This is a genomic window from Acetobacter zythi, assembly GCF_963921165.1.
Taxonomy (GTDB): Bacteria; Pseudomonadota; Alphaproteobacteria; order Acetobacterales; family Acetobacteraceae; genus Acetobacter.
Genome location: NZ_CAWUEO010000045.1, coordinates 81,320 through 100,687 on the forward strand (window position 1 = coordinate 81,320; position 19,368 = coordinate 100,687).

A 19,368-nucleotide genomic window follows, 5' to 3' on the forward strand; every position below is an offset into this window, starting at 1 on the left:
TTAGCCAAAGCGGCCTGTGATGTAGTCCTGCGTCTGCTGTTCACGCGGGGTGGTGAACATACGGGCGGTGCTGTCCACTTCGATCAGGCGGCCCATATAGAAAAACGCCACCTGATCCGCACAACGGGCAGCCTGCTGCATGTTGTGCGTTACAATGGCAATGGTGAACTCGGTTTTAAGCTCATCGAGCAGCTCCTCGATCCGGGCGGTGGAGACCGGGTCGAGCGCACTTGTTGGCTCATCCAGCAAAATCACTTCCGGGCGCACGGCAATGGTGCGGGCAATGCACAGGCGCTGCTGCTGCCCACCCGACAGGGCGGTGGCCGAAGCGCTCAGCCGGTCCTGCACTTCCGGCCACAGGGCCACGCGGCGCAGGGCGTCCTCCACCCGTCCGTCCATTTCGGAGCGGGAAACGCGCTCGTGCAGGCGGATGCCAAAAGCGATGTTGTCATAAATGGACATGGGGAACGGTGTTGGTTTTTGAAACACCATGCCAATACGCGAGCGCAGGACGTTCAGGTCCACCCCGGAATTCAGGATGTTCTGCTTGTCAAAAATCACTTCGCCCGTGGCGCGCTGGCCGGGGTACAGGTCGTACATCCGGTTGAGCACACGCAGCAGGGTGGACTTGCCGCAGCCTGAAGGCCCGATCATGCCCGTAACACTACGCTCGGGGAAGTCGAGCGAGATGTCGTGCAAAGCGTGGGACGTACCGTAATAGAAGTTCAGACCCTTGACCTGCATGGCCACGGGGTGGGGGGTGTCCTTGCTGGCGGCGGTGCTGTCCAACGGTTGGGTCATGCCTGCCGTCTTTACGGGAACCTCTACGCTCATGACCGTCCTCCGCGGGTTCCGACCCGCACTACAATATTAATAATAAGCACACCCAGTGTAACCAGTAGCGCGCCGGTCCATGCCTGCTGCATCCAGTCCTGATAGGCCGACCCTGCATACTGGTAGATGGCCACGGGCAGGCTGGCCATGGGACGCCCAAGGTCGAGCGACCATTCGGAATTGCCCAAAGAGGTAAACAGCAGGGGGGCCGTCTCGCCCGCCACGCGGGCTATGGCCAGCAGCACGCCGGTCATAATGCCCGCACGCACGGCCCGCACACAAATGAACAGGATCACCCGCCATTTGGGCGCACCCAGCGCAATGCCTGCCTCACGCATGGCAACGGGGACCAGACGCAGCATGTCCTCGGTCGTGCGAACCACAATGGGCATGGCCAGAATAGCCAGCGCCACAGCGCCCGACAGGCCGGAAAAATGCCCGAACGGCACAACCAGCATCATGTAAATAAACAGGCCGATCAGGATGGACGGCGCGGAAAGCAGCATGTCCGACACAAAGCGCACAATGCGCGCCATGCGGCTGGTTGTGCCGTATTCGGCCAGATAGATGCCCGTCATCAGCCCGGCTGGCGCGCCAATCAGAATGGCAAGGCCGGTCTGGATAATGCTGCCCATAATGGCGTTGGCCAGCCCGCCGGGCTGCCCGGGTGCTGCCATGGACATGGTGAACAGATGCACGCTCATGCCCGCCAGACCGTTTTTGAACAGGGTCCACAGGATGGAGCCGAGCATGAACACCACAATCAGCATACCAAGCCAGCTCAGGCCCGTTGCCAGCTTGTCGCACATATGCCGCCGCCACAGCAGCGAGGCGGAGCGATCCGCCCGCATGAGGGTATTGTTCGCCTTCATCCTCAACGTCCTGCTGCCTGTTCGCCACGGGCCAGCAGCCAGCGGGAGAACCAGAGTGTTACAAAGGAGATGGCCATAAGAATGGCGCCCAGAGCCATAAGGGATGCCAGTTTAAGGCTCCCTGCCGGGCTTTCGGGGAATTCAAGGGCGATCAGCGAGGCAATGGTGTTGGCCGGGGCAAACAGGGACCAGCCAATATGGTTGCTATCCCCGATCACAAAGGTCACGGCCATGGTCTCGCCCATGGCGCGGCCCATGCCCAGCACAATGCCGCCCACAACCCCCTGCCGCGACCACGGCAGAACCACGTAGCGCATGACCTCCCACCGGGTGGCTCCCAGCCCGTACCCGCTCTCACGCAGCACAGCAGGCATGGACAGGAACACATCGCGCATAACGGCGGTAATGGAAGGGGTGATCATGACCGCCAGAATAAGGGCGGCCGTAAACAGGCCCGTGCCAAAGGGCGCACCCGCCACAAGGGCGGACAGGCCGGGCACATGCCCAAAAATCTGGCGGGCGGCGGGCTGCACGTAATGCGCCACCACCGGCACCACCACAAAAAAGCCCCACATGCCAAAAATAATGGAGGGCACGGCAGCCAGCAGTTGCACGGCCATACCAATGACCGAAGCCGCCGAAGGGGGGGCCAGAGCGGTCAGCCAGAACGCGGTGCCAAAAGCCAGCGGCACGGCCACAAGCAGGGCAAGCGCACTGCTGATAACGGTGCCAAATACAGGAGCTGCCGCCCCAAAATGTTGCGTGACCGGGTTCCATACTGCGGAAACCAGAAAGCCCGGACCAAAGGTTGCAAACGCCTTCCAGCCACCACTCACCATAACGGCAATGATAGCGCCCAGAACAACCAGCACGCCAACACCTGTTGCCGTTACCAGAAGCCTGAAGGCGGGGTCGCCCTTTTGCCCTCCCTGATGGGAAGGGGCCTGTTTCATCGCGGGCAGGGACTGCCGTGCGGGAATTTCCATCTGCTCTCCGTTCCGAACTATCAGCCGGATGGGGCGAGAAATACTGAACGCCGTCCTCTCCTGCAACACGGAGACCCCATGAAAGTCCCATTAAACAGAGTTTTGTCACAAAACTGTAGTGTTATCAGGGACATTGGCACAGAACGGACCAGCACCTCGCAGCGTCATCCCCCGGCAACCGGGAACCTGCTCATCCATTTCTGCATAATCCAGCCCTGACAGCCAGCACAATGTGGCGTAATGTGCCCAAGCCTTTGCCGGTGAACCCACCGCGCATACCCCACGACCCCGCTGCCTTACCCAGCGCAACAGCAGAAGAGACCCCGATAATGGCCGGTTACCGATCACGCACCACCACCCACGGGCGCAATATGGCGGGTGCCCGCAGCCTGTGGCGCGCAACCGGTGTAAAAGACTCCGACTTTGGCAAACCCATTATTGCCGTCGCCAACTCCTTTACCCAGTTCGTGCCCGGCCATGTTCACCTCAAGGACATGGGCCAGCTTGTGTGCGAAGCCATTGCCGAGGCCGGTGGCATCGGGCGTGAGTTCAACACCATTGCGGTGGATGACGGCATTGCCATGGGCCATGGCGGCATGCTGTACAGCCTGCCCTCGCGCGAGCTGATTGCCGATGCGGTGGAATACATGGTGAACGCCCATTGCGCGGACGCCATTGTCTGCATCAGCAACTGCGACAAAATTACGCCGGGCATGCTCATGGCCTCCATGCGGCTGAACATTCCTGTTATTTTTGTCTCCGGTGGCCCCATGGAAGCAGGGCGGGTCACACTGGATGATATTGAACAGCGCGCAGACCTTGTGACCTCCATGGTCGCAGCCGCAAGCCCGGGTGTGAGCGAGGCCGACTCCCTTGCCATCGAGCGTTCCGCCTGCCCCACCTGCGGGTCCTGCTCTGGCATGTTCACCGCCAATTCCATGAACTGCCTGACCGAAGCCCTCGGCCTGTCCCTGCCCGGCAATGGCAGCCTTGTGGCCACCCATGCCGCCCGCCGCAACCTGTTTGTGGAGGCAGGCCACCGCATTGTGGACCTTGCCCGCCGCTACTACGAAGGGGGCGATACCTCGGTCCTGCCCCGCAGCATTGCCACCATGGCCGCGTTTGAGAACGCCATGTCGGTCGATATTGCCATGGGTGGCTCCACCAACACGGTGCTGCATCTGCTGGCCGCAGCCCACGAGGGCGAAGTGCCCTTTACCATGCAGGATATTGACCGCCTGTCCCGCAAGGTGCCGCATCTGTGCAAGGTTTCCCCCTCCCGCGCGGATGTGCACATGGAAGACGTGCACCGCGCAGGCGGTATTCCTGCCATTATGGGCGAGCTGGACCGGCTGGGCCTGCTGCACCGCGACGTAAACATGGTCCACGCCGCCAACCTGCCCGAAGCACTGGCAAAATGGGACATCCGCGCCCCCGGAGCCGAGGCCAACACGCCTGCGCGGGAGTTTTTTAGCGCAGCACCGGGGGGTGTTCGCACCACGGTCGCGTTCTCGCAGTCCAGCACATACAAAACGCTGGATACGGACCAGACCGATGGCGCCATCCGCGATGGGGTCCATGCCTATAATCAGGATGGCGGGCTGTGCGTGCTGTACGGCAATCTGGCCGAAGACGGCGCGATTGTTAAAACCGCGGGCGTTGCCAAAGGGCTGGAAACATTCTCTGGCCCTGCACGGATTTTTGAAAGTCAGGATGATGCGGTCAGCGCCATTCTGGGCAACAGAATCAACCCCGGCGATGTGGTGCTGATCCGCTACGAAGGCCCCAAAGGTGGCCCCGGCATGCAGGAAATGCTGTACCCCACCAGCTACCTTAAATCCAAAGGTCTGGCCGAAAAATGCGCGCTCATTACCGATGGCCGTTTTTCTGGCGGGAGTTCGGGCCTGTCCATTGGCCATATCTCCCCCGAAGCGGGCGAAGGCGGGGTGATCGGGCTGGTCGAGGAAGGCGATACGATCGAGATCGACATTCCCAACCGCCGCCTGTCCGTGGCTGTGGCGGAGAGTGTGCTCTCCCAGCGCCGCGCCCGTATGGATGATCTGGGCGATCTGGCATGGCAGCCCAAGCGTGAACGTGTGGTTTCCAACGCGCTCAAAGCCTATGCGGCCCTGACCACCAGCGCCGCCCGTGGCGCGGTGCGCGACGTAAGCCAGCTAACCCGCCGCACCCCGCGCTAAGCCAGCAGCCCAAAGGCGCTACAGGCACAAAACCCCCGCAGGGCCTACCGCCTTGCGGGGGTTTTTTTATGCAACACGCCACGCATGCAGGCTCCGACAGGCCCACCAGCCCCAAGCGCTTAGCCCTTAGCCCCCTGTGCGCGACCCCGCGATCAGAATATCCACCAGCCTTTTGGCGCTGGCCTCCCACCCCGGACCTGTTGCGTAGTTGGACACACCAGCAAGCGCGCATAGCAGGTCCAGCGGTTCAATATCGGGGCTGATTTCACCACTTTGCACAGCGCGCGCAATAAGCTGGTCGATGGTGGCTTTGAGTATGGTGCGCGAATCCGCGTACAGTGCGCCCGTACCACCGATCAGACTGTTCAGCGCAGGGGCAATAACCTGCTTGGTGGCAATGTAATCCACAAACAGCTTCATCCATGCCCGCAGCGCCTCCACGGGGGGGCTGGTGCGCGCCAGATCGGTCGCGGCCAGCGAAAGCCTGCTCAGCTCCTCCCGATAGACGGCCTCGATCAGCGCATCCCGGTTGGAAAAGTGGCGGTACAACGTGCCAATGCCCACGCCTGCGCGCCGGGCAATCTCGTCCAGCGGGATGTCTGCCTCCCCCGCACCAAAGGCCGCTTTGGCTGTTTGCAGCAGGTGTGCGCGGTTTTTTTGCCCATCGCTGCGTGGCTTGCGGCGGCGTGTGTGACCCTCTTCCACTTTTTCCCCTCTTGTTAAACGGAGGAATGCTCCGTATATATTTAAGCGGAGCATGCTTCCACATAACTCCCCGAGCGCCCCTCCCGCAAGGCGCGGCGCTCCTTATAATGCCGGAGACCAGTCATGGCACGAACACAAACACAGCAGTTTGGCGCAACATCCACCACGGAGGATGTTCTGTCCGGTGTCTCCCTTACCGGCAAGCGCGTTCTTGTAACCGGCGTATCCGCAGGACTGGGGGTGGAAACAGCCCGCGCCCTGGTCGCCCACGGCGCCACGGTCGTGGGGACTGCGCGCAACCTTGCCAAGGCCGAACGCGCCACCGCACCGCTCCGCGCAGCAGCACAGAGTGGTGGGGGCACGTTTGACCTGCTTGCCCTTGATCTGGCGGACCTGAGCAGTGTACGCGCCGCCGCCGACCACCTGAACACGCAGGCCAAACCGTTTGACCTGATTATTGCCAATGCCGGGGTTATGGCCGCCCCCATGGGGCACACCAAAGACGGGTTTGAAACCCAGTTTGGCACCAACCACCTTGGCCATTTTGTGCTGATCAACCGCATTGCCGGGCTGTTGCATGCTGGCGCGCGCGTGGTGAACGTATCCTCCGCCGGGCACCGCTTTGCGGATGTGGACCTGAGCGACCCCAACTTTGCCCACACACCCTATAACCCGTGGGTGGCCTATGGCCGCTCCAAAACCGCCAATATTCTGTTCGCGGTGGCGTTTGATGCACGGCACAAGGCACGGGGTGTGCGGGCAACAGCCATCCACCCCGGCGGGATTATGACCGAACTGACCCGCCACCTGCCAGATGGCGCGCTGGAAACCATGGTCGAGCAGCTTAACGCACAGGCCACCGAGGCAGGAAAACCTCCTTTTGTATTCAAGACAATTCCGCAAGGGGCTGCAACATCCGTCTGGGCGGGCGTTGTGGCTCCGGCCGATGCCGTTGGTAGCCATTACTGCGAGGACTGCCACGTAGCCCCCGTCGTGCCCGATGCGGCATCGGGCGCACTGAACGATGGCGGTGTACGGGCCTATGCCGTTAACCCCGCACACGCAAAGGCATTATGGGAAAAAAGCGAGGAAATGGTCGGCGAGACATTTTTGTAAAATAACACGGTTTTTCTCAATACCCCCTGCTCTCTACAGGGGGTATTCCAACACGCACCCGCCCCACCCATTCCACCGGCACAGCCCGGTGGAACCCGATCTGGTTATTGCGCAAAAACTGTTCCTGATTCTGTAATTTTTATAATTCCACACAAATCCTTATCGCCCCCCGATCAAAAAAGCGCACATGGCAGAGGGGGCAACCGCAGGCTACGCGTGCAGGCATGTTTAAGCCACCCCGCACTTAACAGAATTAAGGCGCGATTCGATAAGTATAAACCAAATCAATGCAATGCTATTCTCTATATATACTGTTGATTATTCATTATATAATATAATTTACAAAAAATATACCAGATTATCTGGATGCGCAACAGAATAATTCTGTACTTTTATGGAGGCAATAGAAAAACAAAACCTTGTTAAAATCATAAAACCAGCAGTCAAAGAGCTGATCGAGAAAGACGGCTGGTTAATTGAATGGAAACCTATCAAAACCGACCGAAGGGTCTCTAAGCTGCGCTTTGAGTTCAAGAAAGACCCTCAAGAGGAACTATTTGTCTGACTGGTCAGGCAAAGGAGGCAGACATGACAGACGAACTTAAACAGTGGTCAATTCGTGAGGCTCACCCGGAAGTTAGAAATACAGCTCTTGCCGCTGCCAAACGTGACGGTGTGACTATTGGAGGATGGTTAAACAAAGCCACCCCACCAGCCCCCAAAAAAAGAGTGATAGAGCAGCACCAAGTTAATCAATTAGAGACAAACATACCACCAATCATTCTCCACTTTCTGCAACTTGCCTTAATGCCAAAAAAGCCTCTTTTAGAGTCTGGCTAACCGCCGAATCTGGTTCATTCAAAATCAGCGCTTGATAAGCATTAAGATAATCCGCCCGAATACGATGGAACAGATGAAGAAAATGACGCAGGAAACCAATGCAATCAAGAATAGCAATCTCGGTTCCATCAGTTTTTTCATAAAACGTCGATGCATAATTAGCCACAATCGGGTCAATTACATCTGTAGTCACGAATAGGTAGTTCTGAATCTTATTTGGCGCTCTCGCTATTTTAGTAACCGCCACCTCAATGTCATTTTGCGTGACACGCTTCATCTTCATTTCATAAGCAGTAACAACAGAATCATCATCTACCAAACAGATTTCCACATCTCCCAATGACCCCGTTTGAAGATCGGCTGCATTGTGAGAATTTAGAGGAAGCATACTTTCAGACAATTGCACCCCAGCAGATTCATAGGCCGCAGCGACAATTAGTACCGGCAAACGGCTGGCATTCTTGCAAGAAAGGTGCTGACCTATCAATGTAACAATAGCCTCTGATGAAAGAGGTAATGACCCTTCTGTACGACCCAAAGCTTCCAACAAGGAATTCATACGGGCCAGTTTTTCATCACGCAGCAATAATAATACGCGCACGGTTTCTACAAACATTACGTCAGCAGAAATATGACCCAAGGCTACATCTTCCAATAGCTCAAGCGTTTTTTTATAAAGATCACGTGGTCTGCCAACAAGCTCTCGATCAGTAGTCAGCATGTAATCTATATTACGTAGCGTAGGGGTAAGAAAAGCCGTAGTCGGATTAACTGGAAGTCGGTGTTCATTGATGAATTTGGTCAGGTAACGTTCATCATAGGTACGGCCAGAAAAACTGTCCTCTCCCCCAATCTCTGTGTAAGGCTTACGTGGATCAACGTTTGGTCTATCCAATTTCCCAAGCAGACATGACATAAGTAATCGAACCCCAGCTCTGTTGCTTATACAGCGACAAACATAATCAACACGCCCTCGAATTACTGAATCTGAAATTACAGACTTATTTAATGTGGCTTCGGCTCTCTCTTGAATATTTTTTAGTATTTCTTCTTGTTTCATCAAGTTTCTCTCGTTCTTTATAGCTACAACAGCCCCAAAAAATATGCATATCGTCGGGATGGCATCGATACACGACGCTTTAAATGCCCTTATTCAAACAGCCCGATATGATGCTTGGGATCATAATTCGTCCACAGGACTTCAGACCTTTTACCCTTGGTCGAATGGATAGTCTTGTCTGGACCTCGGGTTTTGAACCAACGACCTGGCTTAAATAGCTCGTTCATCAATGGGTGGTCATACCCTGACACAGCCACCATGCCATTGCACTCATTGACAGCCTCGGAAAACTCACGATGCTGGCTTTCGTCCATCTCGAAACCATAGGCATTAGCATCGCCGCGTGTGGCATGCAGATAGGGTGGATCACAATAGAAAAGCGTTTTGGGGCTATCATACAGACGGATAACATCGACAGCAGGACGGTTTTCGATCTGCACACGAATGAGTCGCTGGGCGATGTCATCTAGCGCATCCACACCGCCAAGCCAACGCGATACAACACCTGACATACCAGCCCGGCTCGTATCTTTGCAGTTTGCCCATCGACCAAGAGAAGCTGTTTGAGCAAGCCCCGTGCGAGTCTGACGAGCCTTGATGTAAAACCGTCTTGCCCGTTCCACGTCACTTATACCTCTCATAATACCATAAATCGCCCGATGATATTCCTCACGGGAAAATGGTGTTAACGCAATGGCCCTAATCAGTTCTTCATGACGATCACGAAGAACTCGAAAAAAATTTACTACGTCTCCGTCTATGTCATTGTAAGTTTCAACTGGTGATGGTTCACGATTTATAAGTACTGCGCCTGAACCTGCGAACGGTTCACAGTAATGATGACACTTTGGTAGCAAAGGAAGAATCCAATCAAGATGTGAAAACTTTCCACCATACCAACCAAAAACGATACGCCGCCGCCTGCGAGGGCGCATATAAATAACATTTGATTGTTCTGGCTGGTCGTCTTCATTCAAATAGATTGGAGAGACCCCTCGCCCACGTTTAACTATTGGTGCCACCTTGGTCATACTCGGTTTTTCCCTTCTCAAGCCCGATTTTGAGCCCAATCGATGTCATAAAAAAATTTCCCGAAAGGCTACACAACAACCCCGAAGTGCTAGAAAAGTCAGGCCCGCTACCGTAATCCCTCGACTGGGAACGAAACGGCCCACCCCGACAACGGCCTCACATTAGTGCCTGCACCATCTCAGTCTGCTGGCATTTTCCCTGTTCCTTATACACCTTCAAATGCGCCCCTCCTCACACCTGCGGCTTCTACTACCATCCAGTCTATTCGTCAGCTTCCTGTTTTCCCTTCACCCTCACGGCATTCAGAAGACCATTATCCTGCGCAGGAGCATCAATTTTCAGGAATAGGGGATAAAGCCGCCTCTGGGCTGGCTATCCGTGCGGGGCTGTTGCCCAGACCACGCCCTGCGCCGGGTTATGAACCCAGTGTAGGGGCGTGGCACACCCAGAATTAGGTGTTAACGTGCGGCTGGCGCCACAACATCGCCTGCCGGAGCGGCAAGCTGGGGTGTTGCGGGGGTCGGCTGGGGCACGGTCTTGTTGGTTACAATGTAGGTAATGGATTCAGCGCGGGTAATATCCACCACATCACCAATTTTGAGGGTTTTGAGGAAATCCTGCATGGCCTTGGTCCGCAGGACCGCAACGTGCAGGGAATCATCCCCCTCCGTGGTGAAGGAAATGGTGCTCGTGGGCAGGTCAATGGTTTTGACCAGAGCGCGCTCGCGGTTAAAGGCCGCAATAATGCCGCGCGGGTGGCCGTGCACAAAGCCACGGGCTGTAGTCAGCGTGGATTCGGGCAGCGGGCTACCCGGAGGCGCCAACTGCGCGCCCAGCGTTTCCACGAACTGGATTTTCAGCTCGTCCCCTTCATGCAGGTGCGGCACGTCCTTTACGGCGGCCCCGTATTCAATGGTCAGCAGGTGGCCATTGCTTTCACGCAGCAGCAGTTCGCGCGCTTCGCGGTCAACACTTTCCACCACGGCACTGGCCTGCTGGCTTTTGAGCAGAACAGAAGCCTGCGCGTGTGCAGCCGTTGGCAGGGCCAGTGTGGCCAGACCCGCAAACCCGAGCGCACAGACTGCAACAGAGGCCGCAGCCTTGGAGGAAAAGCGGGAAACAAGAGGATGCAACACTCTCAATCCTTTCCGTCAGAAGCCTGAGGCGGACTGCGCCAGGCCAGATGTGTTACCGGCAGTGATACAACGCCTACACCATAACACAAGCCACAGCGTTGCGTTGCATGTTCACCCCTGCGGCACACACTGGTGTTGCGCATAAAAAAACCCGTCTGGCGAACCAGACGGGTTTTTGCCGTGTGTCGGGCGTTCTTGAACAGGCCCGACGCGCGATCAGCCACAGCATTTCTTTTTACGAATGAAATAAACAACCGCTGCAATCAGGCCCAGAGCCAGAATACCGCGTGCACAGGGGGATTTGGGGCATTTTGCCATGTTTTGAGCATCCTCAATAAGGGGTTCCACCCAACACGGGTCGGGCGTCTCCGTGCCTTTGTAGCGTATATGGCGCGCCACGTCATGCCATCTGGCAGCCATAACCCCCGCCCTGCCTCATGCCTGCCGCGCAAAATACTTATGGTAGCAAAATGGTGCTGCCCGTGGTTGCGCCCGCCTCCAGCGCCTCGTGCGCTTTCTGGGCTTCGGCCAGTGCAAAACGCTGGCCTGTGGTGGGGCGCAGCGCGCCCTGCTCCAGCATGGCAAACAGCTCCTGCGCCGCCGCCTCCAGTGCCGGGCGGGTGCCTATGTAGTTCGAAAGCGTGGGCCGGGTCAGGTACAGGCTGCCTCTGGCGGCCAGCACGCCCACATCCACCCCCGTAACCGAGCCGGAGGCATTGCCGTAGCTGACCATAAGCCCACGCGGGGCAAGGCAGGCCAGACTGGTCTCGAACGTGGCGCGGCCAATGCTGTCGTACACAACGGGCACCATGGCCCCGTTGGTCAGTGCGCGCACACGTTCGGGCAGGTTGTCTGTGCCGACCAGCACATCCGCCGCACCGCAGGCGCGCGCAATATCCGCCTTGTGCTCCGATGAGGTCACACCAATCACCCGCGCCCCAAGGTAGCTGCCCCACTGGCACAACAACTGCCCCACCCCACCCGCAGGGGCATAGACCAGAATGCTCTCCCCCCGCCGCACCTTGTGGACCTGCCACAGCAGCATATGGGCAGACAGGCCACGCAGCATGACCGAGGCCGCAACCTCGGTAGAAATCCCATCGGGCAGAACCACCAGCCGTTCGGCAGGGACCAGCCGGTGCTGGGCATACCCCCCCAGCACACCGGCATACGCCACGCGCGCGCCAACGCTCAGGCCCACAACATCGGCCCCCACGGCCTCCACCACCCCCGCCCCTTCCATGCCGGGGATGGCGGGCAGGTGGGGGAACTTGTACAGCCCGCTGCGAAAATACGTGTCGATAAAATTGACGCCGATCGCCTCCTGCCGCACCAGCACCTCGCCCCTGTGCGGGAGCGGGACGGATACGAACTCGGGCAAAAGAACGTCCGGCCCGCCGGTCTGGTGGACCCGGACAACCTGATTATGCTGCGCCGTCATGCTGTTCGCCCCTTTGCTTGTCAGGGTGGCGGCTGCGGGTGGGACCGTGGACTACGCCACGGTGGCGCGCACGGGCTGGCCGCCACTTTGGTGGTTTATGGGGCCGCGCGGTCCCTGTCGTCCTCACCCAGAAGCTGGATAAGCTGGCGCAGGTCCGTAAGCAGAATACCCACCACAAAACGTATGATCGGGTCTGCCGTTTCATTTTCCGTTGGCAAGGCGGCCATCACTTCCGCCGCAATGCGGTATTCATCCCCCGTGCGGGCCACGGCCTCGCTCTCGCACCGCTGGATAATCCACTGGAAGCCCCGCAACATGCCCGCGCGCACGCTGGCCGCACGCTCCAGCTCCTCCGCCGTGGCACTCTGGGGCAGCACCAGCATGGCGCGGGCCACAACCAGCGCATCCATCTGCAACTGTCTGATACCCGGTGGCAGGCGGGCCAGCATGGGGTCGCGCTCATCCAGCGGGCGCCAGTGTTCGCGCCGGGCTTCCTCCAGCGCGGCCTGCACCTTGCGCAAGGAGGCCGCGCATTCGTCATTCATGTCCTGAATGACCGACCATTCCACATGCCCGTTGCGGGCCTTTTGCAGCATGGCCACAATCTGGCGCACCGTAAGGGCTGCGTTGCGGAAGGCGTCCCGCCGGGCCTGCTCGTGCAGGACCACGTAAGTCACCAGTGTGCCCGAGCCAACCCCGATCAGAATAGCCAGAACGCGCTCGATCGGGCGCAGATAGGGATCGTTATCGGATGGAAAGAGAATGGCCACCATAAGCGTGACCACACCCATGCGGGCCTCGGGCTTCCATGAGACCAGAATGGCCAGTGGCACAAACGCAATGGTAAACGCCATCCATAACGGCCAGTGCAGGAACATAAGCAGCGTAATGGGCGCAATGCTGGCCGTAGCCCCAATGAGCGTGCCCACCAACTGGTCACGCCCTTTGGAGATTGTGTCCGTAATACTGTTCTGGGTGACAATAACCGACGTAATAAGCGCCCAGCCCGGTTCTTGCAGGTTGGTCAGCCACGCCACAAATCCCGCAACCCCCACTGCACTGAGCAGGCGTACGGTCTGGCATACGGTGGCGTTGCTCAGCCACCGTGCAAGCCACGGGCAATACCGGCTTATGTCCAGCACGGGCGTGCGTTTGCCCGTTAGGAGTGCAATCAGGGTGCGTCCTCCGTGCTGAGGGGGAAGGGAATCCAGCGCAGGCCATCCGCGTCATGCACCAAAAGCAGGACCGAGCGCTTTTTGGCTTTACGCGCCGCCTCGATCCGCTGTTTGAGCGCTGCTGGCGTGCCAACCTCGGCCTGTTGCACCTCGGTTATCACATCGCCTTCCTTCAGCCCCCTATCCGCCGCCGTGCCATCGGGCTTAACACTGGTGACCAGAACCCCCTTCAGGCCTGTGGGCAGGCTGTATTTCTGCCGCCCCGCGGCATCGAGCGGGCCAACGGTAAAGCCAAAATCGGCAAAGCTGACAGACGCTGCGGTTTTGGGCGCGGGCGCGGCCTTGGCCGGTGCTTCCTCCGGGGTTTCGGGCAGGGCGCCAATAGTGACCGGCACGTCCATAACCTTGCCATGCCGCCACAGGCCCAGCCTGGCCTGTGTACCAACAGGCAGTTGGGCGGACAGGCGCGGCAGGGCTTTGCCCTCGATCGGCTGGCCGTTCAGGCTCTGGATCACATCGCCCGTTTTAAGCCCGGCCTTGTCGGCGGGGCCGCCTTTTTCCACCCCGGCCACCAGCGCGCCAGTGGGGGAGGTCAGGCCCAGCCCGTCGGCTATGTCCTGCGTGACGTTCTGAATACGCACACCCAGCCACCCGCGCGAGACCTTGCCCGTCTTGCGCAACTGCTCCACAACGCCGCGCGCCTCGTTTGAGGGAATGGAAAAGCCAATGCCCACCGACCCGCCGGAAGGCGAGTAAATGGCGGTGTTCACACCAATAACATTGCCGTCCATATCAAACAGCGGGCCGCCGGAATTGCCTTTGTTGATGGGGGCGTCGGTCTGGATAAAGTCATCATACGGGCCTTGGTCGATATTGCGCCCGCGTGAGGAAATAATGCCCGCGGTGACCGTGCCGGACAGGCCAAACGGGTTGCCAATGGCCAGAACCCAGTCCCCCACCCGGCGGTGTTCGCTATCCCCAAAGCTGACAAAGGGGAGCGGCTTTTTGCTGTCCACTTTCAGCAACGCCAGATCCGTGCGGTCATCATGCCCTACGGCGTGGGCACTCAGCACCGTGTTGTCCTGCAAGGTTACAGTGATGCGGTCGGCTTTGCGGATAACGTGGTTGTTGGTCACGATGTAACCCGTGGGGTCAATAATAAAGCCCGAACCAAGGGCCTGCATGCGCCGGGGCGGCGCGTTGGGGTCTGTCTGGCGGTTCATGAAGTCATGAAAAAACTTCTCGAACGGAGACCCCTGCGGGAAGTTGGGCATCTGGGGGAGCTGGTCGTCCTCGTCATCCTCCTCGGCATCCGCCTCACGCACGGTCTGGGTGGTGGACACGTTGACCACCGCAGGCAGCAGGCGGGCTGCAAGGTCGGCAAAGCTGTCTGGCGCGCGCCCCCCTGCCGCCACAACGGCTGGAACCGGTGCCGGGGCTGGCGCATCCGCCGCGTGCAGCGGGGCCAGAACGCCAAGCCCCGCCACCAGCACGGAGGAGAGGGAAACAGAGCAGAGCAGACGGACGGACACACGCATGGACAACACAACTTTCTGCCGGAACAGGACAATTCTTACACACTGGAGGGTAAGGTTATTCATGGCGTGCCAAAACGGCAAGCACCACCTACCCCCCGGTCGGGCTGGTGGCCACCGCCTTGGGGGGAGCCACCGCCGGTTTGGCCGCACGCGCACGCGCACGCCGCCGGTCCAGCCATGAGGCAAGGCCGATCAGAATAGCCAGCCCCACAACGTTAACCGCAATCTGCAAACCCCAGCCTTCCCCAAAGGTGCTGAAGATCAGGCGGGCGTAAAGGTCCAGTATGGTGCCGACCACAAAGACCTCCAGCGAACTCCGGCCAACACGGGCCAGTTCCTGCCCCACCCACGATTCGGCCGCCCACTGGCGCGCTGGCTCAGAGGACTGGACAAGGTAGAAAATGGCCATCACGTCAAACAGCCGCAAAGGCGAGAGCCAGCTTTTGGCCGGGGCCAGCGTGTTGCCGAACGGGCGCAGGTCTGGCAGCCCCCACAATGTCCAGGGGAATGCCTGAATGGCCGAAAACAGCAAGTACACCCAGCACAGCGCCGCAAGGGCTGGCACCCGTTTGAAGTCCCGCCCACGCTGCTGTATCTGGGCGGAGGCGGTCAGCCCGAGGGCAAACAGGAACTGCCATGCCAGCGGGTTGAAGTACCAGCCATCGGGGTCCAGCCAGTTGGGAAAGTTCAGCTCCGGGTCCATGTTCACCAGCATCCACAACGCCCCGGACAGCAAAAGCGCCAGTGAGCGGTGGACACGCATAAGCAGGTAAAAAATGGGAAAGCCGGTCAGCAGCACAAGGTAAAGCGGCATGATGTTAAGGTTGGATGGCAGGGCGTCAAACATCATCACCCGCCAGACCCAGCCCAGACCATGCGCCAGTTCGGGTTCCAGATAGTCAACCGAAACCGGGGTAAAATGCCGCCAGCCGCGCACCGTAAACACATAGGCCATAACCATAATGGTCTGCCCGATGTAGAGCTGCACACAACGTTTGAACAGGCGTTGCAGGGTAGGCAGCACACCGTATTTGGTAAAACCCCGCCCATAGGCCAACCACGAGGCATAGCCCGCCAGCAGCACAAACACCTCTGCCGCATCGGCAAAGCCCACGTTGCGCATGGTAAAGCGGTTGAGCAGGTTCTGCGGAATATGGTCAATAAACATCATCAGCAGGGCGGCACCGCGCAGGGCGTCAATCCTGTGGTCGCGGCGGCTGCGCGGGGGCGCGGGGGCGGCAGGGGTGGAGGGTGCTCCCCCCTCCGCCACGGTGGCCTGCGTACTGGGGGCAGGCTGTGCCTGATGTGCGCCGGGGGTTACGCCCTGCACTGCGCCTGCCTTGTTCGTATGTGCGTCCGTGTGTGCCTGCATCTTACCCTTTCGGCACTACTCTGCCTCGCCCGCCGGTTCTTCCCTGACCGTTCCTCTACCCATACCACCCTGTATGTGCCAGAAAAAAGGCGTTATAACCCATGGCCGCTCCACACGGCGCGCCCATATCCGCTGCTGTTGCCCACGCAGCCTTGTAACCCCCCACAGGAACAGGACAAAACCCTTGGCGCAGAATGCCCCTTTTTCTTCTGACACACTGATGGACCTGCTCAATACCGTCAGAACGCCACAGACCGGGCTTTCCCTTGCCAGCGCCGGACGGCTGGAGAGTTGCACGGTGGATGATGGCGGCCGCCTGACCCTGACCCTGACCGTGCCGCGTGAGCAGGCCCCCGACCTGTCCGCCCTGTGTGATGAAGCCGCCAAAAAGTTGCAGACACTGCCCAACATCACCAGCGCCACCATTATTCTGACCGCGCACCGCCCAGCGGGGGCACCGGCGCAGAATGCCCCCGCACAGCCCGCCAGCCCCCCCAACGCCGCAAGCCAGAATGCCGGGGCAGGCCGGGGCAAAGCGCCCTCCGCCGCCGGGGGGCACCGCCCGCTTGGTGGCGCGCCCGCAGCCCCCGATGCCCCCATTCTGCCCGGCGTTAAAACCATTATTGCCGTGGCTTCTGGCAAAGGCGGGGTGGGCAAATCCACCACGGCGGTCAACCTTGCCGTGGGTCTGGGCATGGAAGGGCTGAAGACCGGCCTGCTTGATGCGGATATTCACGGCCCTTCCCTGCACCGCATGCTGGGTGCCTCCGGCAAGCCAGAAGTGGTGGAAGGCCGCCTGCAACCCATGCAGGCATGGGGTATTCGCGCTGTATCCCTTGGGATGCTGGTAGACGAAAAAGCCGCCATGATCTGGCGTGGCCCCATGGTTATGGGGGCGATCAACCAGTTACTGACCGATGTGGACTGGGGCGATCTGGACGTAATGGTGGTGGACCTGCCACCGGGCACGGGGGATGCCCACCTCTCGCTCACCCAGAAGGTGCCGCTCAGCGGGGCGGTTATTGTGTCCACACCGCAGGACATTGCCTTAATTGACGCCCGCCGGGGTGTCACCATGTTTGAAAAAGTGCATGTGCCGGTGCTGGGGCTGGTGGAGAATATGTCCTACTTCTGCTGCCCAAACTGTGGGCACAACACGGAACTGTTCGGCCATGGCGGCGCCCGGCGCGAGGCCGAGGCCATGGGTGTGCCCTTCCTTGGGGAAGTGCCGCTGCTGGCCGATATCCGCTCCAGCGGGGATAGCGGGGTACCGCTGGTTATTGGTGCGCCACAAAGCGAGGGCGGCAAGGCATGGCGCGCCATTGCCCACACCGTAGCCACCGCTGTGCGGGCCATGCAGCACTAACACCCCAAGCGGGCCAGCCCCCGGCGGGGGCCACCAGCCCGGCCAAGCTGTGGCCCCGGATGGCCCCGGCCACTGGCGGGCAACGCCTCCGGGCCTGCCACTTCAACCCATGCGCACCACCCGCTGCGTGGCGGCACGGAGCCACCACAATGCGCGGTGGTTTTACGTGCCCTGACGCACCGCCATGCCCGCCACAGGCTTTAGTGCCTGGCTGTGCGGGTCTGTTTGGGGGTTTTGGAAGGTTTGCTGGTGACGGCTGGAACTGGTGTGTCCTTGAAGTACACACGACAGGCCGGGCTGAGTTTGTCTTTTTTACGCGCCATGCAGGCTGCGATTTTCTTTTCATTGGGGATGGCAAGGGCGCACAGGCGCAGGGCATCGCCCTTGCAGGCTTTGGTCTGCTGCTCGCGCTCGGTATCAGCCCATGCGGGCAGGCCCGCAGCCGCCAGCCCCGCCCCCAGAGCCAAAGCGGACAGAACAAGGCGGGTAGTACGGGCAAAGCCCCGGTTCAGGCAAGACATGGACATTCCTCTATTCCCCACAATGCGCGCAGTCATGGTACCATTGCGGGTGTTTATCCGGGCATCACATAACAGCGGGTGGCCAGAGCGCATTCCCGCGCACCAGACCGTACACGGTGTTATGGCCCGCCCCTGCCCCCGCCTGCTATGAAAGGCGTCAAGTCCGGGCAGATTTAACGCAAAGATCTTGATAAAAAATGAGCGCCGGAGGGGCTGGCCCCACGGCGCTCCAACACTACGGGACTGCTGGCCCGTTCAGGCTGCGGGGGCTTTTAGAATAGCCATCATTTCATCCCACTCGCGGCGGCTTAGGCCAGAACCTGCCTGTTCCACCACCTCGCCCGCCAGCATACGGCGCACAACCGCCAGCATGGAGGCCGAGAACGTGACCGCGCCACGGCGGTATTCCTCAAACGCTGCCGCCGTAACCGGCAGCCACGCATGCAGGATTTTCAGCATGGCTTCGGCATAGACCCGAATTTCGTACTGGGCGTGGGGGTCTATGCGCAGGGCAAGGAAGTGCATGAGGTTATGCAGGTCAATCTTCCAGTACCACTGTGTGTAGGTGTTCAGCGTCAGGTTGATGCGCCCGAGTTCACGCGCAAGGCCGTAGCCATTTTCCGCGTCCAGCATGCGCTCGTAATCACGGTAGGTGCGCATGGCGTCATCACGCAGGATGTCCAGCACTTCGGCTGCGGCCTGCGGGGCAAGAATGGCCCCCCGGCCCTGCCGGTTGACCTCGCTCTGAGCGGCCATGTGGGCGGGGTCGGGCAGGTAGAACTCGCTATCCAGAATGGAGTAGCGGGCCGAATATTCGTTCACGCTCGCCATGCGGTGGCGAATCCACTGCCGCGCCACAAAAATGGGCAGTTTGACGTGGAATTTGATCTCGCACATTTCAAACGGAGAGGAATGGCGGTGCCGCATCAGGTAACGGATCAGCCCTGCATCTTCCGAGACCTTGCGCGTCCCCCGCCCGTAGGACACACGGGCCGCCTGCACAATGGCGGCGTCATCGCCCATATAGTCGATCACGCGCACAAACCCGTGGTCGAGTACTTCCTGCGGGTCGTAGAGCATGGCCTCCAGCGCTGCCACGGTGGGGCGGCGGGTAGAGAATGTTTCCTGCCCGTGGGCCGCAATTTCGGCACGTTGCTCTGGGGTCAGTGACATGCG

19 protein-coding genes are annotated in these 19,368 nt (G+C 59.5%); 5 read left to right on the top strand and 14 right to left on the bottom strand.

Annotation, left to right across the window (positions count from 1 at the left end; genetic code table 11):
- From pstB to pstC, 3 genes are read right to left on the bottom strand one after another with little or no spacing between them, the layout of a single operon-like run.
- Positions 1-834, bottom strand: coding sequence for a phosphate ABC transporter ATP-binding protein PstB (gene pstB, locus AABE20_RS12440; protein WP_408740938.1), 834 nt, complete (start codon positions 832-834; stop codon positions 1-3).
- The gene (gene pstA, locus AABE20_RS12445; RefSeq protein ID WP_338333358.1) at positions 831-1,706 is read right to left on the bottom strand and encodes a phosphate ABC transporter permease PstA; all 876 of its coding nucleotides are present in this window, start codon (positions 1,704-1,706) and stop codon (positions 831-833) included. The genes pstB and pstA overlap by 4 nt, the downstream gene beginning before the upstream one ends.
- A gap of 2 nt (positions 1,707-1,708) precedes the next feature.
- Positions 1,709-2,692, bottom strand: a complete 984-nt coding sequence (pstC, locus tag AABE20_RS12450; protein WP_338333359.1) for a phosphate ABC transporter permease subunit PstC — start codon at positions 2,690-2,692, stop codon at positions 1,709-1,711.
- Between the two features lie 329 nt (positions 2,693-3,021).
- Between pstC and ilvD the strand changes: the two genes are divergently transcribed.
- Positions 3,022-4,890 carry a dihydroxy-acid dehydratase gene (gene ilvD / locus AABE20_RS12455; RefSeq protein WP_338333360.1) on the top strand — a complete coding sequence of 623 codons (1,869 nt, stop codon included), beginning with the start codon at positions 3,022-3,024 and terminating at the stop codon, positions 4,888-4,890.
- Between the two features lie 126 nt (positions 4,891-5,016).
- On the opposite strand, the gene AABE20_RS12460 is transcribed toward ilvD, so the two are convergent.
- Positions 5,017-5,595 carry a TetR/AcrR family transcriptional regulator gene (locus AABE20_RS12460; protein ID WP_338333361.1) on the bottom strand — a complete coding sequence of 193 codons (579 nt, stop codon included), beginning with the start codon at positions 5,593-5,595 and terminating at the stop codon, positions 5,017-5,019.
- A 123-nt stretch (positions 5,596-5,718) separates the two neighbouring features.
- Between AABE20_RS12460 and AABE20_RS12465 the strand changes: the two genes are divergently transcribed.
- The 3 genes from AABE20_RS12465 (at position 5,719) to AABE20_RS12475 (ending at position 7,551) form a co-directional block, all read left to right on the top strand.
- Positions 5,719-6,711: an SDR family NAD(P)-dependent oxidoreductase gene (locus tag AABE20_RS12465; RefSeq protein ID WP_338333362.1), complete on the top strand. Its 993-nt coding sequence runs from the start codon at positions 5,719-5,721 to the stop codon at positions 6,709-6,711.
- 394 nt (positions 6,712-7,105) lie between these two features.
- Positions 7,106-7,276 carry a hypothetical protein gene (locus tag AABE20_RS12470; RefSeq protein ID WP_338333363.1) on the top strand — a complete coding sequence of 57 codons (171 nt, stop codon included), beginning with the start codon at positions 7,106-7,108 and terminating at the stop codon, positions 7,274-7,276.
- Positions 7,277-7,299: 23 nt separating this feature from the next.
- Positions 7,300-7,551 (top strand): hypothetical protein, encoded by a 252-nt coding sequence (locus AABE20_RS12475; protein WP_338333364.1) that lies wholly within the window; start codon positions 7,300-7,302, stop codon positions 7,549-7,551.
- On the opposite strand, the gene AABE20_RS12480 is transcribed toward AABE20_RS12475, so the two are convergent.
- The 8 genes from AABE20_RS12480 to AABE20_RS12515 all read right to left on the bottom strand — a co-directional run bounded on the left by AABE20_RS12480 (position 7,490) and on the right by AABE20_RS12515 (position 16,305).
- On the bottom strand, positions 7,490-8,611 hold the full coding sequence (locus AABE20_RS12480; protein WP_338333365.1) for a restriction endonuclease, SacI family: 1,122 nt from the start codon (positions 8,609-8,611) through the stop codon (positions 7,490-7,492). The two genes, AABE20_RS12475 and AABE20_RS12480, sit on opposite strands and share 62 nt — an antisense overlap.
- A gap of 89 nt (positions 8,612-8,700) precedes the next feature.
- Positions 8,701-9,642 (bottom strand): DNA adenine methylase, encoded by a 942-nt coding sequence (locus AABE20_RS12485; RefSeq protein WP_338333366.1) that lies wholly within the window; start codon positions 9,640-9,642, stop codon positions 8,701-8,703.
- 459 nt (positions 9,643-10,101) lie between these two features.
- A complete protein-coding gene (locus AABE20_RS12490) occupies positions 10,102-10,776 on the bottom strand; it encodes a hypothetical protein (RefSeq protein WP_338333414.1) in 675 nt (224 codons plus the stop codon).
- Positions 10,777-10,995: 219 nt separating this feature from the next.
- Positions 10,996-11,199 (bottom strand): hypothetical protein, encoded by a 204-nt coding sequence (locus tag AABE20_RS12495; protein ID WP_338333367.1) that lies wholly within the window; start codon positions 11,197-11,199, stop codon positions 10,996-10,998.
- A 37-nt stretch (positions 11,200-11,236) separates the two neighbouring features.
- Entirely contained in the window at positions 11,237-12,220 is a 984-nt protein-coding gene (locus AABE20_RS12500) for a quinone oxidoreductase family protein (protein ID WP_338333368.1), read from the bottom strand.
- Between the two features lie 95 nt (positions 12,221-12,315).
- Positions 12,316-13,362 carry an FUSC family protein gene (locus AABE20_RS12505; RefSeq protein WP_338333369.1) on the bottom strand — a complete coding sequence of 349 codons (1,047 nt, stop codon included), beginning with the start codon at positions 13,360-13,362 and terminating at the stop codon, positions 12,316-12,318.
- Positions 13,363-13,391: 29 nt separating this feature from the next.
- Positions 13,392-14,933 carry a DegQ family serine endoprotease gene (locus AABE20_RS12510; RefSeq protein WP_338333415.1) on the bottom strand — a complete coding sequence of 514 codons (1,542 nt, stop codon included), beginning with the start codon at positions 14,931-14,933 and terminating at the stop codon, positions 13,392-13,394.
- Between the two features lie 88 nt (positions 14,934-15,021).
- On the bottom strand, positions 15,022-16,305 hold the full coding sequence (locus AABE20_RS12515) for an OpgC family protein (protein ID WP_338333370.1): 1,284 nt from the start codon (positions 16,303-16,305) through the stop codon (positions 15,022-15,024).
- A 184-nt stretch (positions 16,306-16,489) separates the two neighbouring features.
- Here AABE20_RS12515 and AABE20_RS12520 point away from each other — a divergent pair, with 184 nt between their 5' ends.
- Positions 16,490-17,671 carry an Mrp/NBP35 family ATP-binding protein gene (locus tag AABE20_RS12520; protein ID WP_408740942.1) on the top strand — a complete coding sequence of 394 codons (1,182 nt, stop codon included), beginning with the start codon at positions 16,490-16,492 and terminating at the stop codon, positions 17,669-17,671.
- 200 nt (positions 17,672-17,871) lie between these two features.
- On the opposite strand, the gene AABE20_RS12525 is transcribed toward AABE20_RS12520, so the two are convergent.
- Both AABE20_RS12525 and thyX read right to left on the bottom strand, forming a co-directional pair.
- Positions 17,872-18,192, bottom strand: coding sequence for a hypothetical protein (locus AABE20_RS12525; RefSeq protein ID WP_338333371.1), 321 nt, complete (start codon positions 18,190-18,192; stop codon positions 17,872-17,874).
- Positions 18,193-18,447: 255 nt separating this feature from the next.
- A complete protein-coding gene (thyX, locus tag AABE20_RS12530; protein ID WP_338333372.1) occupies positions 18,448-19,365 on the bottom strand; it encodes an FAD-dependent thymidylate synthase in 918 nt (305 codons plus the stop codon).
- Positions 19,366-19,368 lie beyond the last annotated feature (3 nt).